14 protein-coding genes are annotated in these 17,169 nt (G+C 36.4%); 10 read left to right on the top strand and 4 right to left on the bottom strand.

The window, feature by feature from the left end; translation table 11 throughout:
- Nucleotides 1–561: 561 nt before the first annotated feature.
- From ABY905_RS06015 to ABY905_RS05980, 8 genes are all read left to right on the top strand, one after another.
- On the top strand, nucleotides 562–942 hold the full coding sequence (locus tag ABY905_RS06015) for a DUF2007 domain-containing protein (RefSeq protein WP_372641569.1): 381 nt from the start codon (nucleotides 562–564) through the stop codon (nucleotides 940–942).
- Nucleotides 943–985: 43 nt separating this feature from the next.
- Nucleotides 986–1,741 carry an MBL fold metallo-hydrolase gene (locus ABY905_RS06010; protein ID WP_372641567.1) on the top strand — a complete coding sequence of 252 codons (756 nt, stop codon included), beginning with the start codon at nucleotides 986–988 and terminating at the stop codon, nucleotides 1,739–1,741.
- Between the two features lie 292 nt (nucleotides 1,742–2,033).
- Nucleotides 2,034–2,579, top strand: a complete 546-nt coding sequence (locus tag ABY905_RS06005; RefSeq protein ID WP_372641565.1) for a dihydrofolate reductase family protein — start codon at nucleotides 2,034–2,036, stop codon at nucleotides 2,577–2,579.
- A 165-nt stretch (nucleotides 2,580–2,744) separates the two neighbouring features.
- Entirely contained in the window at nucleotides 2,745–3,203 is a 459-nt protein-coding gene (locus tag ABY905_RS06000; RefSeq protein ID WP_372641563.1) for an aminoacyl-tRNA deacylase, read from the top strand.
- Between the two features lie 298 nt (nucleotides 3,204–3,501).
- Entirely contained in the window at nucleotides 3,502–4,494 is a 993-nt protein-coding gene (locus ABY905_RS05995; protein WP_372641561.1) for a hypothetical protein, read from the top strand.
- 107 nt (nucleotides 4,495–4,601) lie between these two features.
- Nucleotides 4,602–6,026 carry a bifunctional UDP-sugar hydrolase/5'-nucleotidase gene (locus tag ABY905_RS05990; protein ID WP_372641559.1) on the top strand — a complete coding sequence of 475 codons (1,425 nt, stop codon included), beginning with the start codon at nucleotides 4,602–4,604 and terminating at the stop codon, nucleotides 6,024–6,026.
- Between the two features lie 640 nt (nucleotides 6,027–6,666).
- On the top strand, nucleotides 6,667–8,172 hold the full coding sequence (locus ABY905_RS05985; protein ID WP_372641557.1) for a glutamine synthetase family protein: 1,506 nt from the start codon (nucleotides 6,667–6,669) through the stop codon (nucleotides 8,170–8,172).
- 266 nt (nucleotides 8,173–8,438) lie between these two features.
- On the top strand, nucleotides 8,439–9,140 hold the full coding sequence (locus tag ABY905_RS05980) for a uracil-DNA glycosylase (RefSeq protein WP_372641555.1): 702 nt from the start codon (nucleotides 8,439–8,441) through the stop codon (nucleotides 9,138–9,140).
- 59 nt (nucleotides 9,141–9,199) lie between these two features.
- Here ABY905_RS05980 and ABY905_RS05975 read toward each other — a convergent pair whose 3' ends face one another.
- Entirely contained in the window at nucleotides 9,200–9,601 is a 402-nt protein-coding gene (locus ABY905_RS05975; protein WP_372641553.1) for a DUF4783 domain-containing protein, read from the bottom strand.
- 258 nt (nucleotides 9,602–9,859) lie between these two features.
- Here ABY905_RS05975 and rlmH point away from each other — a divergent pair, with 258 nt between their 5' ends.
- Together rlmH and ABY905_RS05965 are read left to right on the top strand one after the other, a co-directional pair.
- The gene (gene rlmH, locus ABY905_RS05970) at nucleotides 9,860–10,333 is read left to right on the top strand and encodes a 23S rRNA (pseudouridine(1915)-N(3))-methyltransferase RlmH (protein ID WP_372641551.1); all 474 of its coding nucleotides are present in this window, start codon (nucleotides 9,860–9,862) and stop codon (nucleotides 10,331–10,333) included.
- Nucleotides 10,334–10,477: 144 nt separating this feature from the next.
- Nucleotides 10,478–14,134, top strand: coding sequence for a PAS domain-containing sensor histidine kinase (locus tag ABY905_RS05965; RefSeq protein ID WP_372641549.1), 3,657 nt, complete (start codon nucleotides 10,478–10,480; stop codon nucleotides 14,132–14,134).
- A 36-nt stretch (nucleotides 14,135–14,170) separates the two neighbouring features.
- Here the strand turns inward: ABY905_RS05965 and ABY905_RS05960 are convergent, their stop codons facing one another.
- From ABY905_RS05960 to der, 3 genes are all read right to left on the bottom strand, one after another.
- A complete protein-coding gene (locus tag ABY905_RS05960) occupies nucleotides 14,171–14,764 on the bottom strand; it encodes a response regulator transcription factor (protein WP_372641547.1) in 594 nt (197 codons plus the stop codon).
- 9 nt (nucleotides 14,765–14,773) lie between these two features.
- Nucleotides 14,774–15,502, bottom strand: a complete 729-nt coding sequence (locus tag ABY905_RS05955; protein WP_372641545.1) for a hypothetical protein — start codon at nucleotides 15,500–15,502, stop codon at nucleotides 14,774–14,776.
- Nucleotides 15,503–15,867: 365 nt separating this feature from the next.
- On the bottom strand, nucleotides 15,868–17,169 hold a 1,302-nt coding region (gene der / locus ABY905_RS05950; RefSeq protein WP_372641543.1), incomplete at its 5' end, for a ribosome biogenesis GTPase Der.

The raw sequence follows: 17,169 nt of genomic DNA, 5'->3' as shown, positions 1-17,169 counted from the left end.
AGCTCCCTACGCTCGGTTGTATGGCGTTCCGCTAAATTATAAACCACACATATAATCGTGCGGCAGCGCTGGGGAACGTTACCACACATTTAAAGAAAAAAGAATATCATGTCGAAAGAGATTAATTGGTATAAAAACCCAACAAAAAAAACACTAATAATATTTGGCTTGCTTTGGCTTGTTAGTAATATGCTTTTAGTACTAGCATTAACTGATTTATTCACAGAAAGTATATTGAAAACAAATAATATATTAATAACACCCTACATAATAGGCTCAACTTCTGCTGTGTTAGGACTATACCTCAGATACTACAAAAAGAATAACATAAAGCTGAATTTTAAAACAGCAGATTGATTCCACTGCTGGTGGGCGATTAGCTTCGCTACGCTCGGTTGTATCGCGTTCCGCTAAATTATAAACCACACAATATAATCGTGCGGCAGCGTTGGGTAATTAATTCGAGCCAAGACCTTATATAATTTGCTGCTCAGTTTCATTACTTTTGCAGCGAATTCTTTATCATCACAAATCACTCCTCATCTATATAAACTCAGAATTATGAGCATCATTCGATTAATGACATGTGACTCTTCAGTTGAAGCCAACCTAATTAAAGGTCGTCTCAAAAATGAAGGTATCGAAACCTTTATTACTAATGAGAATTTCTCGAATTTAATGCCGCACTATAATCGCATCCTAAATTCAGGCATTCAAATCATGATAAGTGATCTTGATTACGATACGGCAAGTGAAATTTTAGAATTGAACACCAAACAAGAACACGTTTGTCCCAACTGTCAATCAAGCAAGATCAAATTCAGCTTAGGCAAAAACAAAATCAGAAAAATCTTTGTTATTATCATCTCACTTTTAATTTCTACACCATTCAATAATCTAAAAAGTGTGTACAAATGTCAGGATTGCAAAACTGAATTTTAAAACACAAGGTTGAACGCTTTCCCGTACGATACAAATAAAAACAATGGAAACAAAAATCACCATACTCTGCGAAAACGAAACAAGCAAAAGAGCAGCTCGATTTTGTCGATCGGAATGGGGCTTTTCAGCTTTTGTGGAAACAGAACAGGTCAAGATTCTCTTTGACACAGGACATACCGATTTATACAAGCACAATGCTAATGCACTGGGTATCGATCTAAATCGAAGCGATTTTGTTGTGCTATCGCATCACCATTGGGATCATACGAGCGGTATGCTGAGTCATGAGTTTAAGGAGAAGAAAAAACTTATTCTACACCCCCATATTCTTGAGAAAGTTTCGGCAGATAAGGCCGATTTATTTAATCGTGACTTTGAAATCATCGCAAGTGAAAAAAGTTTAGAGTTCGCTCCAGGGGTTTTCTATTTGGGCGAAATTCCAAGGAGAACGAGTTTCGAAAAAGGAGAACATAAAGGTAATCCTATGCTAGACGATTCAGCCATAGCCATAACAACGGCAAAAGGTGCAATCGTACTTACGGGTTGCTCACATGCCGGCATTTGCAATATATGCGAACATGCCAAGGAGGTAACAGGCCAGGAGCTTTATGCTGTGGTGGGTGGCTTCCATCTGAATAAAAAAAATGAGGCTCTCGTAAGAAAAACAATTGAGTATTTTAAAATGCAGAATGTAGAGCATCTTTACCCTATGCATTGTGTCGATTTTCCTACTCTGGTTCATTTTTACAACGAATTTGGCACCATCAAGTATGCGGCAGGCGATGTGATTACGCTATAGATAATATTTTTTAATCTTTTCGCTCAAGCCGCTAGGCTTTTACTTTTCTCCTTAAATGAGAAAAGTAAACAAAAGAATCAAGTCAGTCTGATCCTTGTCGGCTCTCTGTGGACATCTAATTATCACGCCTCACGGCAGACTGACAAAGTACGCATCAAACTTCTTTCCGATAAAATCTATATAGCCTTACCATACATGCATGAGCACGGAAGATTCTTCTTTGCGGACTTTGCGAAAACTTAGCGTCCCGAGTTTTTTCGGGATTAGCGGTAAAAATTATAGCTTTACATTTATGCAAGCAAAAGAAAAACAAAACCTCGTGTTTATTGCACAGAGTTTAGACGGCTATATCGCTGATAAAAAGGGTGGTTTAGATTGGTTATTCTCAACCCCTAACCCAGAGCAAATAGATATGGGCTACACGAAATTTATAAATCGTGTTGATGCCATTGTAATGGGGCGAACGACCTTCGAGACGGTAAGTAATTTCGATTGCGACTGGCCTTACACTGTACCCGTTTTTGTTTTAAGTAATCGTCTGGAATCTATCGATCCAGAATATCAGGATAAGGTAGAACTGATTAAGGGTTCTCCTACCGAAGTGCTCAAAACAATACATCAAAAGGGGCATTATTCACTTTATATCGATGGTGGTCAGGTTATCCAGTCATTCCTTAAAGAAGATTTAATTGATGAAATAATTTTAACGACTATTCCGATTCTATTGGGTGGTGGTCATTCTCTGTTTGGCAACTTAGAAAATGAAATGGCTTTTAATCTGCATAAATCGGAGATCTTTCTAGATGCGATTGTGCAAAGTACATATCGTCGAAAATAATAGCCTCAATAATTCCTTTATTCCACGCAGAGTAAGCAGACAAATCACAAAGAACGCAAAGATTTCAGCCCGTCTCTTTGCGCACTTTGCGTATTAAAACTTTCCGCACATTGGGTGAAATAGACAGATTTCCTAACTTCGCCTCATCGATTGAAAAAAACGATTATGGCCAAGACGACTAAGACAAACGCATTACGAATTCTGGATAAAAACAAAATTAGCTACGAGGCTAAAGACTCTTCTCACATGGGATATTCAGACAATCCTGATCTGGACGCCTCACTCATTCACAAAACGCTGGTGGCTCGTGGTGGCAGCAACGAACTCTATGTCTTTATTATTCCCCTTAATAAGGAGCTGGATCTCAAAAAAGCCGCTACAGCTGCCCAAGAGAAAAAAATATTGATGCTTCCTGAAAAAGAACTGTTGCCAAACACAGGTTATATTAAGGGGGGCTGTTCGCCTATCGGTATGAAAAAACTTTACAAAACCTTTCTCGAACTTAGCTCAAGCAAAATGGAGCAACTTATTGTGAGTGGTGGGAAAGTGAAGTTTAGAGTTAAGTTGCAGCCCAATGATTTAATGCAAGTCGTAAATGCAGAATCTGTTGATCTGATAAAGTAATTGCTTGTCTCCCGCAGATTTCGCAGATGAGCGCAGATAAAAACTTATTCCTTTACGGTTAAAAAGAGAAAACGAAACTGTCCACAAATTACACAGATGAACACAAATTAGAATTTTCTTCTATCCGAGCTTTGCGAGAAACATAGCTCCCGAGTTTTTTTCGGGATTAGCGGTAAAAAAAACACATAAACGTCTTCCGAAGAGGAAGCTGTTTATCTCGTAAAATAGCTATTGAATAAGGTCGGACACAACCGAATTATTTTTAGTTTTGCAAATTCAAACTTGCAAACCGAATCTCATGAAAGATTTCAATAACAGATTATTAATGTGTGTGAAACAGGCTTGGCCTGTGGGTTTAAAAACCTCCATCTGGCTCATCAAACTCACCCTACCCGTTTCATTCGCTGTTCTCTTATTGGATTACTTCGGTTTGCTGATTATTATGGCTGAATATACCAGTCCCGTTTTTCAAATTATAGGTCTGCCCGGGGTTGCGGCACTGGTTTTAATCACCAGCATCTTCACCAATATTTATTCGGTTGTGGCTGTTCTCACCACCCTGGCACTACCTGTTCGTGATGGAACCATATTGGCTGTAATGTGCCTCATCTCTCACGGCTTCCTTATCGAAACCGCTATTCTTAAAAAAACAGGCTCTTCGGCAACGCGCATGCTCTTGCTACGCTTAGTCTCTAGTTTTATTATTGGTGGTCTGCTCAATTTTATTCTACCGGGTAGCCCGTCCGATGGCACATACTCTTATCAAACTCAGAACGGTGATTTAACACAAGCCATTATCGCATGGTTACCTCAAATTGGTGCCACTCTACTAAAAATTGTCATTCTGGTTAACGCGCTTCTCATTGTACAGCGCTGCCTGGAGGAATTCGGCATTTTAAAATATCTGACCAAACCCCTATCGCCATTTATGAAATTGATGGGCTTACCCAAGGAGTCTTCTTTCCTATGGATGATTGGGAATACCATTGGCCTGGCTTATGGTTCTGCTGTAATGCTTCAGAAAGTTGAAGAAGGTCAGCTTAAACAAAAGGAATGCGATCTTCTGAATCACCATCTTGCCATATCGCATTCGCAACTGGAAGATCCTCTTCTGTTTTTAAGTTTGGGTTACTCAATTCCTGTTCTTATTATTCCACGTGTTTTGTTTGCTATAGTTGTGGTTTGGCTTAGGCGTATTGAGAATTATCTAAAAGAAAAACACCTTCAACGAAAATTAATAGAAACACATCCCCCAGTCCTTCAGACATCTCCTCTAAAAGTGAAGAAATAAAAACAGCTGGCCTATTTTTGATAAGTAATAAAATTACGGATAGGCATATTTGATTCAAATTGTTAATTTTAAGCGATATAAACCCAAAATATAAAGTAGTAAGCATCATGAACCAAAGATTTCTATTCATTTTCCTCTTAATTTTCTCCTTCTCTTCACAAGCTCAAAAGGTCGATTTAGTTTATTTTAATGATGCACATCAAATTTACCCTTTGGATGATGTAAAAGGAGGGCGTGGAGGAATGGCTCGATTAAAAACAATAGTCGATCAGATAAAAGAAACAAATCCCAATACCATTGTTTTGCATGGTGGCGATTTATGTGGTGGTGTTCTCTTTGGTGGGATGTATAAGGGCTTTCCTATGATTGAAGCTTTTAATCAGATACCGGTTGACCTTTGCAACTTTGGTCAGCACGAATTCGATTTTGGTGCTGCACACTGCATCCGTTTAATATCAAAATCAAACGCAAAATGGTTCAGTTCAAACCTAAAAAATAGAGATGGCGACACCTTTGCAAATTTACCTACCTATATCATTCAGGAGGTCAATGATCTTAAGATTGCTTTTCTGGGCCTAACCGATGCAATGAACACGAGTGCAAAGGATAATCATGTTCTGCAGGAAGATCTGATAGTCGCCCTTACTGAAGTGATGACGAATGATGACTTGATAAAAGCTGATTTCATCGTTGTATTGAGTCAGACCAATCTGGAAAATAATAGACAAATTCTAGATCAGTTTCCTGAGATTGATTTAATCCTTACCGAAGAACAGTTCGAGCACGAGAGTAATATCTTTTATAAAGGAAGCACGCCAATTGTTTCGACTGCTGGTAATATGAGTTCAGTTGCCCAAGTTAGCCTCTTAAAAAATGAGAATCCTAAAATTAATATCATCCCTTTGGATGACAAAGTTGCATCTGACTCTACTCTATTGGCATTGGAACAGTATTATCAAATGGACATAGAACAACAACTATCGAGAACCCTGAGTATACTTGAGGTACCCTTAAGTTTTCGAAACGGCATCGAAAAAGAAAGTTTAGCTGGTAATCTCATTACGGATGCCTTTAGAGAATATCAACAATCCGACGTCGCTATTATTAATGGTTCGGGTATTCGAACTGATATTCCTGCTGGAGATTTCACGGTGAAATCAGCTCGATCATTACTCCCTTTTGGAAATAAAATCTGTCAAATCGCTTTAACTGTCTCCGAACTAAAGGAAATACTAATAAGCAGCGTTGAAGATAAAAGTGGAAATCTACTCCACGTATCAGGTATATCCTATATCTATTCAGCCAAAAACAAGAAGATTATAATCAAGCACGAAAACGAAGAACTTAAGGATGACGAGTGGCTCACTTTAAGTTTAAACAGCTATCTCCTAAATAAACTAGAAGGCGATTTCGAAATTATAATTGATGAATCGCAAGCGAAAGCCGATTACGAAATCTTGTCCGCATACTGTGAAAAAAGAAAAACGCTACATCCAAAACTAGAAAACAGAGTTATTATTACAGTGGAATAAAAGAACCTCGCAGAAATTCACCCTTCCAAAATAATAGAATGAGGCTACAAGCACATATACTTAACAGTATTAAAATGGGCGAAGAATAAGAAAGAATAAAATACGGGGGTTTGTTTTATTTTCACGCCATTTTCGAGTAAAATAGTTCATTTATTTCGCGATCAAGACCAAAAAATGACGTTTTGTATGGGGGGTGATTAAAAAGAGGGTGTTTTCAGTAAATAGTAACTTATAAAAGAAGACTACCACATCCCCAATAGGGAGCAAGTATATTAAAAACATATCCTTTTTCGCCCCACTGCCATTGAAAAGGGGGGCTCCTTATGAAATTCACTTTTTTAGGGGTCGAATGCTCAAAAACAAAGTGCTGTACAACAGAAAAGAACGCTCTCCATAAGTAGTCATAAGACTGACACAAATCCAATAGAATCAATACTTACGAAGCCTTTTTGTGCAATATCCGAATTCCACTGTTCGGCTTGGAAAGCAAGGGGTATCTCATCTATTTTAGCAATTGAAAGAAAGACACAGGTGCAAGCATGCAATCGTTATAATTTATACCTATTATAATGAGTCATTAATAAAAAATGCCCACATCAGTCAAAGCTAAAAACACAAACATTAAATAAATAATTGCATCATGACAAATGCTTCAGTTGCTTTGAACCCAAACAAGTTGGTTCAGTACTTACAGAAAATGCCAAGTGAATTCACTAAAGAGGATTTGATTCGTTACATCGAAGAGAATGGCATTCAGATGATCAACTTTCGTTACGTAGCTAACGATGGTAAATTAAAAACATTAAACTTTATTATAACTGACCGTAATCATCTTGACAGTATCTTAAGTACTGGTGAGCGTGTTGATGGATCTAGTCTATTCCCTTTTATCGAAGCAGGTTCTAGTGACCTATACGTGATTCCACGTTTCAAAACTGCTTTCTTAAACCCATTCTCAGAGATTCCAACTTTGGATATCCTTTGTTCTTTCTACACAGCTCAAGGTGAGCCTTTAGAAAGTGCACCAGAGCATATTCTTAAGAAAGCACACAACTGTTTCAAAGAAAAAACAGGCATGACTTTCAAAGCAATGGGTGAGCTTGAGTACTATGTTAAGAGTGCAAAAGCAGATCTTTATCCTGGTGAAGACCAAAAAGGATACCATGATTGTCAACCCTTTACTCAGTGGGAAAATTTACGTCGCGAGGCAATGGTTCTTATTGCTCAATGTGGTGGTAAAATCAAATATGCTCACACAGAAGTAGGTAATTTTATTATTCGCGAAGATGGTTACGAGCAGCACGAAATTGAATTCATTCCAGTTGAAGCAGAAGATGCAGTAGATCAACTATTGATTGGTAAATGGATCGTTCGTATGTTGGCAGCTCGCGAAGGTGCGCTAGTAAGCTGGGCTCCAAAAATTACCGTAGGTAAAGCCGGATCAGGTCTTCATATTCACATGATGCTTGAGAAAGATGGTAAAAACCTATGTGTTGAGAATGGTAAACTAAGCGATGTTGCTAAAAAAGGTATTGCTGGTATTATGGATCTTGCTGGTCCTTTAACAGCCTTTGGTAATACAATTCCTACTTCATATTTACGTTTGGTTCCTCATCAGGAAGCGCCAACTTATGTATGTTGGGGAGATCGTAACCGTTCTGTATTGGTACGTGTACCTCTTGGATGGTTAGGTTCTAAAGATATGATTAAAGAGGTGAATCCTCAGCAGCAAGCTGATACTCGCGACTTCTCAAGCAAGCAAACTTTCGAGTTCCGTGTGCCTGATGGATCTGCAGACATTTATATGCTAGTTGCTGGTTTGATCGTAGCTGTACAGCACGGTTTAGAAGATGAAAAAGCTCTTGAAAGAGCCGAAGCTTTATATGTTGATATGGATATCTTTAGTGAAAACTTCACTGAAAGACTTGAAAAATTAGAGCAATTGCCAACTTGTTGTTTCGAGAGCGCTGATAGCCTATTGGCTAAACGTGAGGTTTTCGAAAACAACAACATCTTTCCTTCTGGAACTTTAGATGCCGTTGCAGCTAACCTTAAGGCATACAACGACAATGGTCTTAACGATCGTGTTCTGGGACATCATGAAGAGATTATGACTATTGTACAAAAGTATATTCACTGCATGTAATCAAATTGATTATAGTTTTTTTGAAAAAAAAGAAAAACGACCCAATAAGGATACCGACTAACAATCAAAAGGGATTTCAGCCAATGGCTGAGGTCCCTTTCTTTTTGCATTAAATTCTCACAACAAATGAATTCCCACAGATACAACAGATATTCGCAGAAATGATCTTCAGATCATCAAATCAACACATCATCTCATCACCATATTATCACATCATCAAACCGTTTCGTCAATAAATCGTACCTTCGCATAAAATAGAAAAAGTTATGAATAAAAATATAAGCGATAGCTGGGAAGAACATCTCAGCCCTGAATTTGAAAAGTCTTACTTTAAACAATTAGAACAATTTGTTGATGGCGAGTACGAAGAAAATGAAATTTATCCTCCTCAGGAGTTAATATTCAAAGCTTTTAATACATGTCCATTCGAAGATATAAAGGTTGTTATACTAGGTCAGGATCCATATCACGGTCCTAATCAAGCTAATGGATTAGCTTTTTCAGTGAATGATAAGATGAGATTCCCTCCTAGCTTACGCAACATTTATAAGGAGCTAAACAAAGACTTAAACATTCCTATTTCGAGCAAAGGAAACCTTGAAGATTGGGCAAAGCAAGGTGTCCTTCTATTAAATGCAACCCTAACTGTTAAAGCCAACGAAGCAGGTTCTCATCAGCATAAAGGATGGGAAGAATTTACTGATGCCGCCATAAAAGCCTTATCTGAAAGAAGAGAAAAGCTTGTATTTATCTTATGGGGCTCATATGCTCACAAAAAGGGGCTTCAAATAGATAGAAAAAAGCATTTCATTCTGAAATCGGCACACCCTTCCCCACTATCAGCTCACCGAGGCTTTTTTAAAAGTAAGCCTTTTAGCCAGACAAACACTTATTTAAAAGAACAAGGCCTTGAGCCTATTGACTGGGAGTTAAAGTCGGAAGAAGCACAGAAAACATTAGGTTTATAAATGAATTAGGGGCTATCGAATTATCGATAGCCCCTAATTTTATATTCTTTATTTAAATACTATTCTACCTCGATACTCAGTCGATGAATGATAGCCTTATCCCCATCGCCTTTGAGCAAAAAAGTGGTTCTAAAATTGCCATTATTGGTGAATAAGGTTCCAATAAAGTAAGGCGAATCAGCTTTGCCCCCAATATGCTTTTTCTTTAGACTCTTAGGTTTATATTTCTCAAAAAACTTCGCCATAATCTGCTTAGCTTGTGATCGGCTATAAATTGCTTCCTTATCTTGAATCTTCAATTCAATTCTATCACTGAAAAAACTCGCCAAGCTAATACTGTTCCCTTGTTGGAAAGCAGTCACCAAGCCCTTTGGTAAAGCCTGTTCTTGATCTTGCTGTGCAAAACTTGTGAAACTCAAAACCTGAATGGCAATGATAAGTATGTATTTTAAAAATCTCATAAAATGAATGTTTATCGTAAATTCAAACTCTTTAGAACAAATATCATGCTGAACTTAAAACGCAAGGTAATAAGAAACTGTTTAAAAATTTATCTTTTCACTTCATTATCATGATTAAACGCCTCTTTATATTTTATTTCAAATTTTCAGCCCCTATCTTTGTCCTATCAAAAACTTTGTCACTTATCGTAGACGAATAAAAGAGTAAATAGTTTAATCTAAACTCTGAAATTTGTTTAATAAATCAGCCTATCAAATATGAAAACCACCTTACTTGTCATTGGAAAAACAGATAAAGACTTTGTAATAAAAGGCATTGAGGAATATCAAAAAAGGTTGGTACACTACATGCCTTACGAGATGAAGATTATTCCCGATATAAAAAATACCAAGAATCTATCGGAGCAGCAGCAAAAGCAAAAGGAAGGTGAATTAATTTTGGCACAAGTGAAAAGTGGTGATTTAATGATTCTATTAGACGAAGGGGGCAAAGAGTTTTCGTCAACCGCTTTCTCACAATTTATTGAACAAAAAATGCTTAGCGGTATCAAAAACCTTATTTTTGTGATAGGTGGCCCCTACGGTTTCTCTCCAGAGGTCTACCAGCAAGCACAGGGGAAAATCTCCCTTTCCAAGATGACCTTTTCACATCAGATGATTCGTATGATATTTACAGAACAGCTTTATAGAGCAATGACTATCCTGCGCAACGAACCTTACCATCACGTTTGATCATCTCACTAAATTATGCTAATTTAAGAGCTGTATAAATTTCGATCTAAATCAGCTAAATGATTGATGTTTCAATAGAATTGGCATCATACTTGTTCAAAGCATCTGGATTGAATTCATATATTATCACTTATAGCCCAGGTCTTGAAAAAAAATAAACTCATCATCTTCCTAAGCGTTGTCTTTTCGCTTTCAATCCTAATTGGAATAAGAACTGACTATCAGTCAAGTGCCGACAAGAATTCTCAGACAAAACTTGATCATTTTCAAAAGGTTTTTCTTGAAAAAGAGGCCTTACTAGATAAATATATAAGTTTCCTGGCTGAGACTTTATCGAAAAGAAATGAGTTTATTCCTGAAAATGATAACCTTAATAAAGAAGAGGCTGAACTAAAGGATAAAGAATTATCCTTATTTGCGGTTGAGAATGACAGCCTGATTTATTGGAGTAATAATTCAATCAACCTCCCCCTATCCATTATCAATAAAAAATTTGAATCTCAAGTTGAATTCATTGACAATGCCTGGTTTTACATCAAAAAAACGAAGGTTGCCAAGAAACAACTCATCGGGCTAATATTGATCCAAAGGGAATATACCTACGAGAATGAATACCTAAAAAACCATTTTGCAAGAGCATTCGATTTATCTGACTCCTTCATTGTACATATTCATGAAAATGACCCGAATGCAATTAAGAATAGCAAAGGGGAAGCCCTCTTCAGTTTAGAAAAAGAAAAGGACAATTTTCTATCTCAGCCCGATTTTAATAAGGCGGTCTATTTCTACTTCTTAAGTATACTGTTTGGTGTTTTATTGGCTATTCAAATTATTCGGATGCGAAAAAAGCTATGGTTCCGTAGCATTGGTATTCTTGCCTTTGGTTTTCTATTGATCTGGCTCCGATATATCATGCTAAGCAAAGGCATTCCCAATGTTTTCTCAAGCATGGAGCTCTTCTCACCGGTCCTTTTTGCATCTTCATTCTACTTTCCTTCTTTGGGAGATTTTGCCATAAATAGCTTCTTCATTTTCAGTTTTATTTATGCTTACACCAAGTATTTTCCCTATCAGGTTATGCTAAGAAATAAAGCTCTGACGTACAACTATATTTTCTTATTCATTAATCTGATATTCTTTTATCTTTTATATGCGACCATCAGCATTCTATTTAAAAACCTGGTTTTAGATTCGAGTTTATCCTTCCAAATGTTTGAAATTAAAAGCAATTGGATGTATTCCATGTTTGGTTTAGTTGTATTAATTCAACTATTTTATGGCCTTATTCTTCTAGGCAAACTCACCAATAGAAGCATTAAAGATAAGATCTCAATACCCTTCAGATTTTTAACAATCATTCTTTTCTTTGGCATCATATCTCTTTCAAAAAAAATAATGGGAATGCCAATCGATTGGTTGGAATTAGCTTTCGAATTTTCGCTATTATCAGCAATTATTCTCATCGATAAACTTGTTAAGCCTAATTACCTACATACCTTTTTTATCAGCTTGCTGCTGTGCGTTTCTATTTTTATTAGTAATAGAATAAACACTTTTTCAGATCAAAAGGAAAAGCAGATACGTGTTCTTGAGACACTTAACCTATATTCAGAATACAGTCCTATATCAGAAGCTTTACTTATTGAATTAGAGAAAGAGATAAAGGCTGATCCTAAATTAAAACAACTTTGTAACAAGCTTCTTTCCAACGAGAATAAAATCATAGACTATCTACAACGCAATTTCTTAGCTGGCTACTGGGAACAATTTCACGTGCAAATCACAATTTGTGGTGAAAAAGATGAGCTAAATGTAGAACCTGATAATCAAATTCGAAACTGTTATGAATTCTTCGAGGAGATGATTCTCAAGAATGGTGAAATTATCGTTGGTAGTAATTTCTATAACTTAAACGAATACGATGGGATGATTTCCTATGTGGGGAAGATTGAAATTGAATCATCAAAAAAGAATAGTCACCGTATTTTTATTCGTCTCGATTCTAAATCAAGATCGCAAGGTCTGGGTTATCCAGATCTTCTTCTCGATGAAGAGGTTCGAGTTCAAGCAACGGGGAAAGATTATTCCTTTGGAAAATATCGGAAGGGTAAACTTATTGCTTCGTCTGGAGAGTTCAACTATTACTTAAACGATGCAAGTTTTGGTAAATCACAAGACAGTCATTCTTTGATAAAACTAGATCATTTCTCGCACCTTATTTACCGGTTTGGCGAGAATTCTCTTGTGTTAAGTTCACCTGAAATCACCTGGTTTAAGAAATATATAAGCATCCCTTACATCTTTATCCTTTTCTATATTTTCACACTCGTTATTGGCTTTATAGAGCGATTCCCATGGCGCCTGAGGTTAAAGTATAGTTTTAAATATCGTATCCAATATTCGATAACTGCTGTTTTGATGCTTTTCTTCCTTCTACTGGGAGGTGGTAGCATTTATTATAATATTGAACAGTTCAATCAGAAGCACAATAAAGAATTAGGAGAGAAATTACAGATTATAAAGCAGGAAATTCTTCCTGAGCTCCAGTTCAATCCTGATAAAAATGTCATTACTGAAAGGTTGCAGCAAATATCTAATTTGATCTTCGCCGACATACATCTCTACAGTATCAAAGGAGAATTGATCGCCTCATCGCGTCAAGAAATATTTGATAAAAAACTGCAGGGCAAGCAGATGAATTTTTCTGCTTTTTATCAACTCTTCCATAAAGAACGAACTCACTTTATACATAAAGAACAGATTGGCAATATGGAATATCTCTCGGCTTATGAAAGTCTGGTTGATGCCGAAAACAAGCGTTTAGCTTTTATCAATCTCCCTTATTTCATAAAAAGTCAGGATCTAAAATCAGAACTTTTCAACTTAATCCTTACTGGGATCAACCTGCATCTGTTTATGATTCTGATTGCCATTTTCGTCTCAGTCATCATTTCCAATAAGATTACTCAGCCTTTAAGACTGATTGAAAATAAATTACAGAGCACACGTTTGGGCAAGCATAGCACAGCTATTGAATACACTAAAAACGACGAAATAGGCAGCTTAGTTAAGGTGTACAATAAGATGCTGGTTGATTTGGAACAGTCAGCAGAGTTACTAGCCCAATCAGAACGAGAATCAGCTTGGAGAGAGATGGCTCGACAGGTTGCACATGAAATAAAGAATCCTCTTACACCTATGAAATTGAGTATTCAATTTTTGCAACGTCGTTACGATGATCAGTCTCCGGATTGGGGTAAGCACTTAAAGCAAGTCAGCGAAACACTTATTCATCAAATAGACACGCTTTCGTCCATTGCTACGGCATTCTCAAACTTTGCAAAAATGCCTGAATTAAAATCTGAGGATTTGAATTTGGTCGAGATATTAAAACATGCCTTTTCATTGTATCAAAACGACAAGCATGAAATTGAGCTAAACTTAAATGGAATTGAAAAGGCCATGGCTAGCCTTGACAGGGAGCAATTTGTTCGAATCTATGTCAATCTTTTAAATAATGCGATTGAATCTATTCCAAGCGATCAGGAAGGACTAATCTTAGTGGAATTGAAAGAAGAGAATGAATATTGGTTGACTTCTGTTAAAGACAATGGTAAAGGTGTTGACCCTAAGATAAAGGGAAGGCTTTTCTATCCAAACTTCACTACAAAGTCGAGTGGAATGGGCTTGGGACTTGCCATTGTAAAAAATAGTGTGGTACAAGCTGGAGGAGAAATTTGGGTCGAATCAGAACTGGGTAAAGGAAGTTGTTTTTACATTAAAATACCGAAGTTAGCATGATAGTGAGGATTGCTTATATATGCAATCACTCATTATCTATTTAACCTCATCCATGGCAATCAAATTATTCAGGATAGCATAAACCGTTAAACCTGATACTGATTTGATACCTAATTTATGAGTAATATTTTTTCGATGTGTAACCACAGTATGAATGCTAATAAACAATTGATCAGCAATTTCTTTATTGGTTAAACCAAGAGCAATGTGTTTTAATATATTTTTCTCACGAGCACTAATAGGTTCATCTGATTTTACATTTTTATTCTTCTTAACTATAGCATCTTTCAAACTTTCTAAACAGGTTAATATCTTGTTTTGTCCATCATTATAATGGATAAATGCATCAGCCGAATATTTATTTTCAGCCTCATCATCGTTTGATATAATCACAAGCTTGCAGGCTTTTAATTTACCACACTCCTCATTAATCAGCTTGGCATTGGCTTCCAACAAATCGGGGTTTAGAATTAGGATATTGGGATTAAGAGTGCTTAAACTTTCAAATAATCCTTCGGCCTTGTCCATTTTCTGAATAACCTGATTATCTCCTAAATTTTTAAGAATGGTATCCAGTCCTTTTTGAATCAGGTATGAAGCTTCAGCAACTACAATCGTAATATTATTCATAGCTTCAATTTAAATCAGTTCAGTAACATTCTTTTCCATGGAAATCATCTTCGGTATCAAAACCTTATCCTCAATTCGGGAATGGTAATTCAAATCCTGTTCCAGCATAAAGAGTAACTGAATAATTTTATGATATAAACTGGTGTTCAAAGGTGGGGTCAAATATTTTATCATGATGGTCTTTAAATCCATCAACTTTTCTTCCACATCATCATGAGCGTCTTGATATCTGGAAATTGAAAATGATTCATATATCTTTCTATTACGATCAGAAATAAGACCTGTATTGCAAATTTCTTCAACAGCCAATACATAAGGAAAAACAACTTCTTCCTCGTGCATAATATGCTCTGTTAATTCATTTTTATATCCTTCGTAAAAATTTCTTATCAGGAGTATGTATTTCTCATCTTCGGCTTCAGCATGCTGCAATGATTCAATTAAATCTTCAATCTCAGTAAGCTTCTCGTTCAAATAACTTGAGTGTGTCATTTTCAGATAAGCTACAATATCCTTTGATGGGATTGACTGCAATTCTTCCTTAGGGAAATAATCTTTATCATGGTATGTATTAACCAATTGTAAGAAGAAGTTAAGATCAATATTAGTCTCATCACAAATCTCCTTCACTGTTTTATCGCCGAAACCTAAATTGATTCCAAAACGATAGATTACAGGAATCAACATGTAATTCATTTGAATGACATCTGCCATTTTCATATCCTTTGTAATACGCATATGATCGCTTTTTAATGATTGATGATTTAAATTACACATTATTCTGTAGATAACAAGATGAGAGCTCAAAAACAGACATCTTAGTCTGAAAAGAGCTCTCATGTATAAAATAGAAAAACTGAAATCGAATGAAATATTAACACTAAGAAAGAAATATTATGGCAAAAGATTTCTCGATCTTCATTTGATTTCAGCTTCCTTAGCTTTGATTTGTTATGACAAAAATAGCTTCAGTAAAGCTGAGCTGCAATACCAATATGTAGGTATTTATGCAAAATTAAAAAAAACGTGTATTCGTATCACTATAGATACAAATACACGTTTAATATTTTATTACAATACAGTTTATAAAAATTGCAACTGTATTATTTTTTTCTCATTAAGATTTGAACTGGCACTCCTGAGAAATTCCAATTATCACGAATCTGATTCTCGAGATAACGTCTATATGAATCCTGAATATACTGAGGCAGGTTACAATAGAACACAAAAGTTGGAGCATAAGTTGGCAACTGAGAAACAAACTTGATTTGGATAAATTTTCCTTTCACAGCCGCTGGTCTAATGCGCTCTATAGCCTTAAGCATAACCTTATTCAACTCTGAAGTTTTGATTTTACGAACACGATTTTCGTAAACCTCAATAGCTGATTCTAAAACTTTAATCAGACGTACTTTTTCAACTGCTGATGTAAAGATGATTGGCACATCGACAAAAGGAGCCATTTTATTACGAATCTCGGCTTCAAACTCTTTCATGGTATTCGTTTCTTTCTCAAGCAAATCCCACTTATTAACCATGATGACACAACCTTTACGGTTTTTCATAATGATGTCTAGAACCGCCAAATCCTGAGCCTCAAGACCACGAACGGCATCTAAAATCAAAACACAAACGTCAGCACTTTCAATTGTACGAATAGAACGCATTACTGAATAAAACTCCAGGTCTTCATTCACCTTTGGTCTCTTACGAACTCCAGCTGTATCAACCATGATAAAATCATGACCGAAACCTTGGAAACGTGTATGAATAGAGTCACGAGTCGTACCCGCAATATCAGTTACAATATTTCTTTCAACACCTAATAAAGCATTCACGGTTGAAGATTTTCCTACATTAGGACGACCAACAAAAGCAATACGAGGCAAATCCAGATCTTCTTCTTCTGGCTTCTCAATAAAATCACCAACTAAAGCATCAAGCAAATCTCCCGTTCCTGAACCATTTACCGAAGAAATAGGGTAAACCATTTCTCCTATTCCCAAAGAATAAAATTCATTGGCAGCATAAATCAATTCACTGTTGTCAGCCTTATTGGCAACGACATAAACCTTTTTCTTGGTACGACGAAGAATCTTCGCTACCGCCTCATCGAAATCGGTTAGTCCATGTCTTACATCTAGTACAAATAAGATGGCATCTGATTCCTCAATCGCTAACATAACTTGCTTACGAATCTCATCTTCGAAAACATCATCCGAATTAATAGAAAACCCACCTGTATCAATTAGAGAAAACTCTGTTCCATTCCAATCTGCCTTACCGTAATTTCTATCACGAGTTACACCCGCTGTTTCGTTTACAATCGCTTTACGAGTTCCTGTTAAACGATTAAAAAGTGTAGATTTCCCAACATTAGGACGACCTACAATTGCAACTATATT

Source organism: Ancylomarina sp., from assembly GCF_041555295.1.
Taxonomy (GTDB): Bacteria; Bacteroidota; Bacteroidia; order Bacteroidales; family Marinifilaceae; genus Ancylomarina.
The sequence above is the reverse complement of the archived record's forward strand: the minus strand, read 5'-3'. Positions and strand labels throughout refer to the sequence as shown.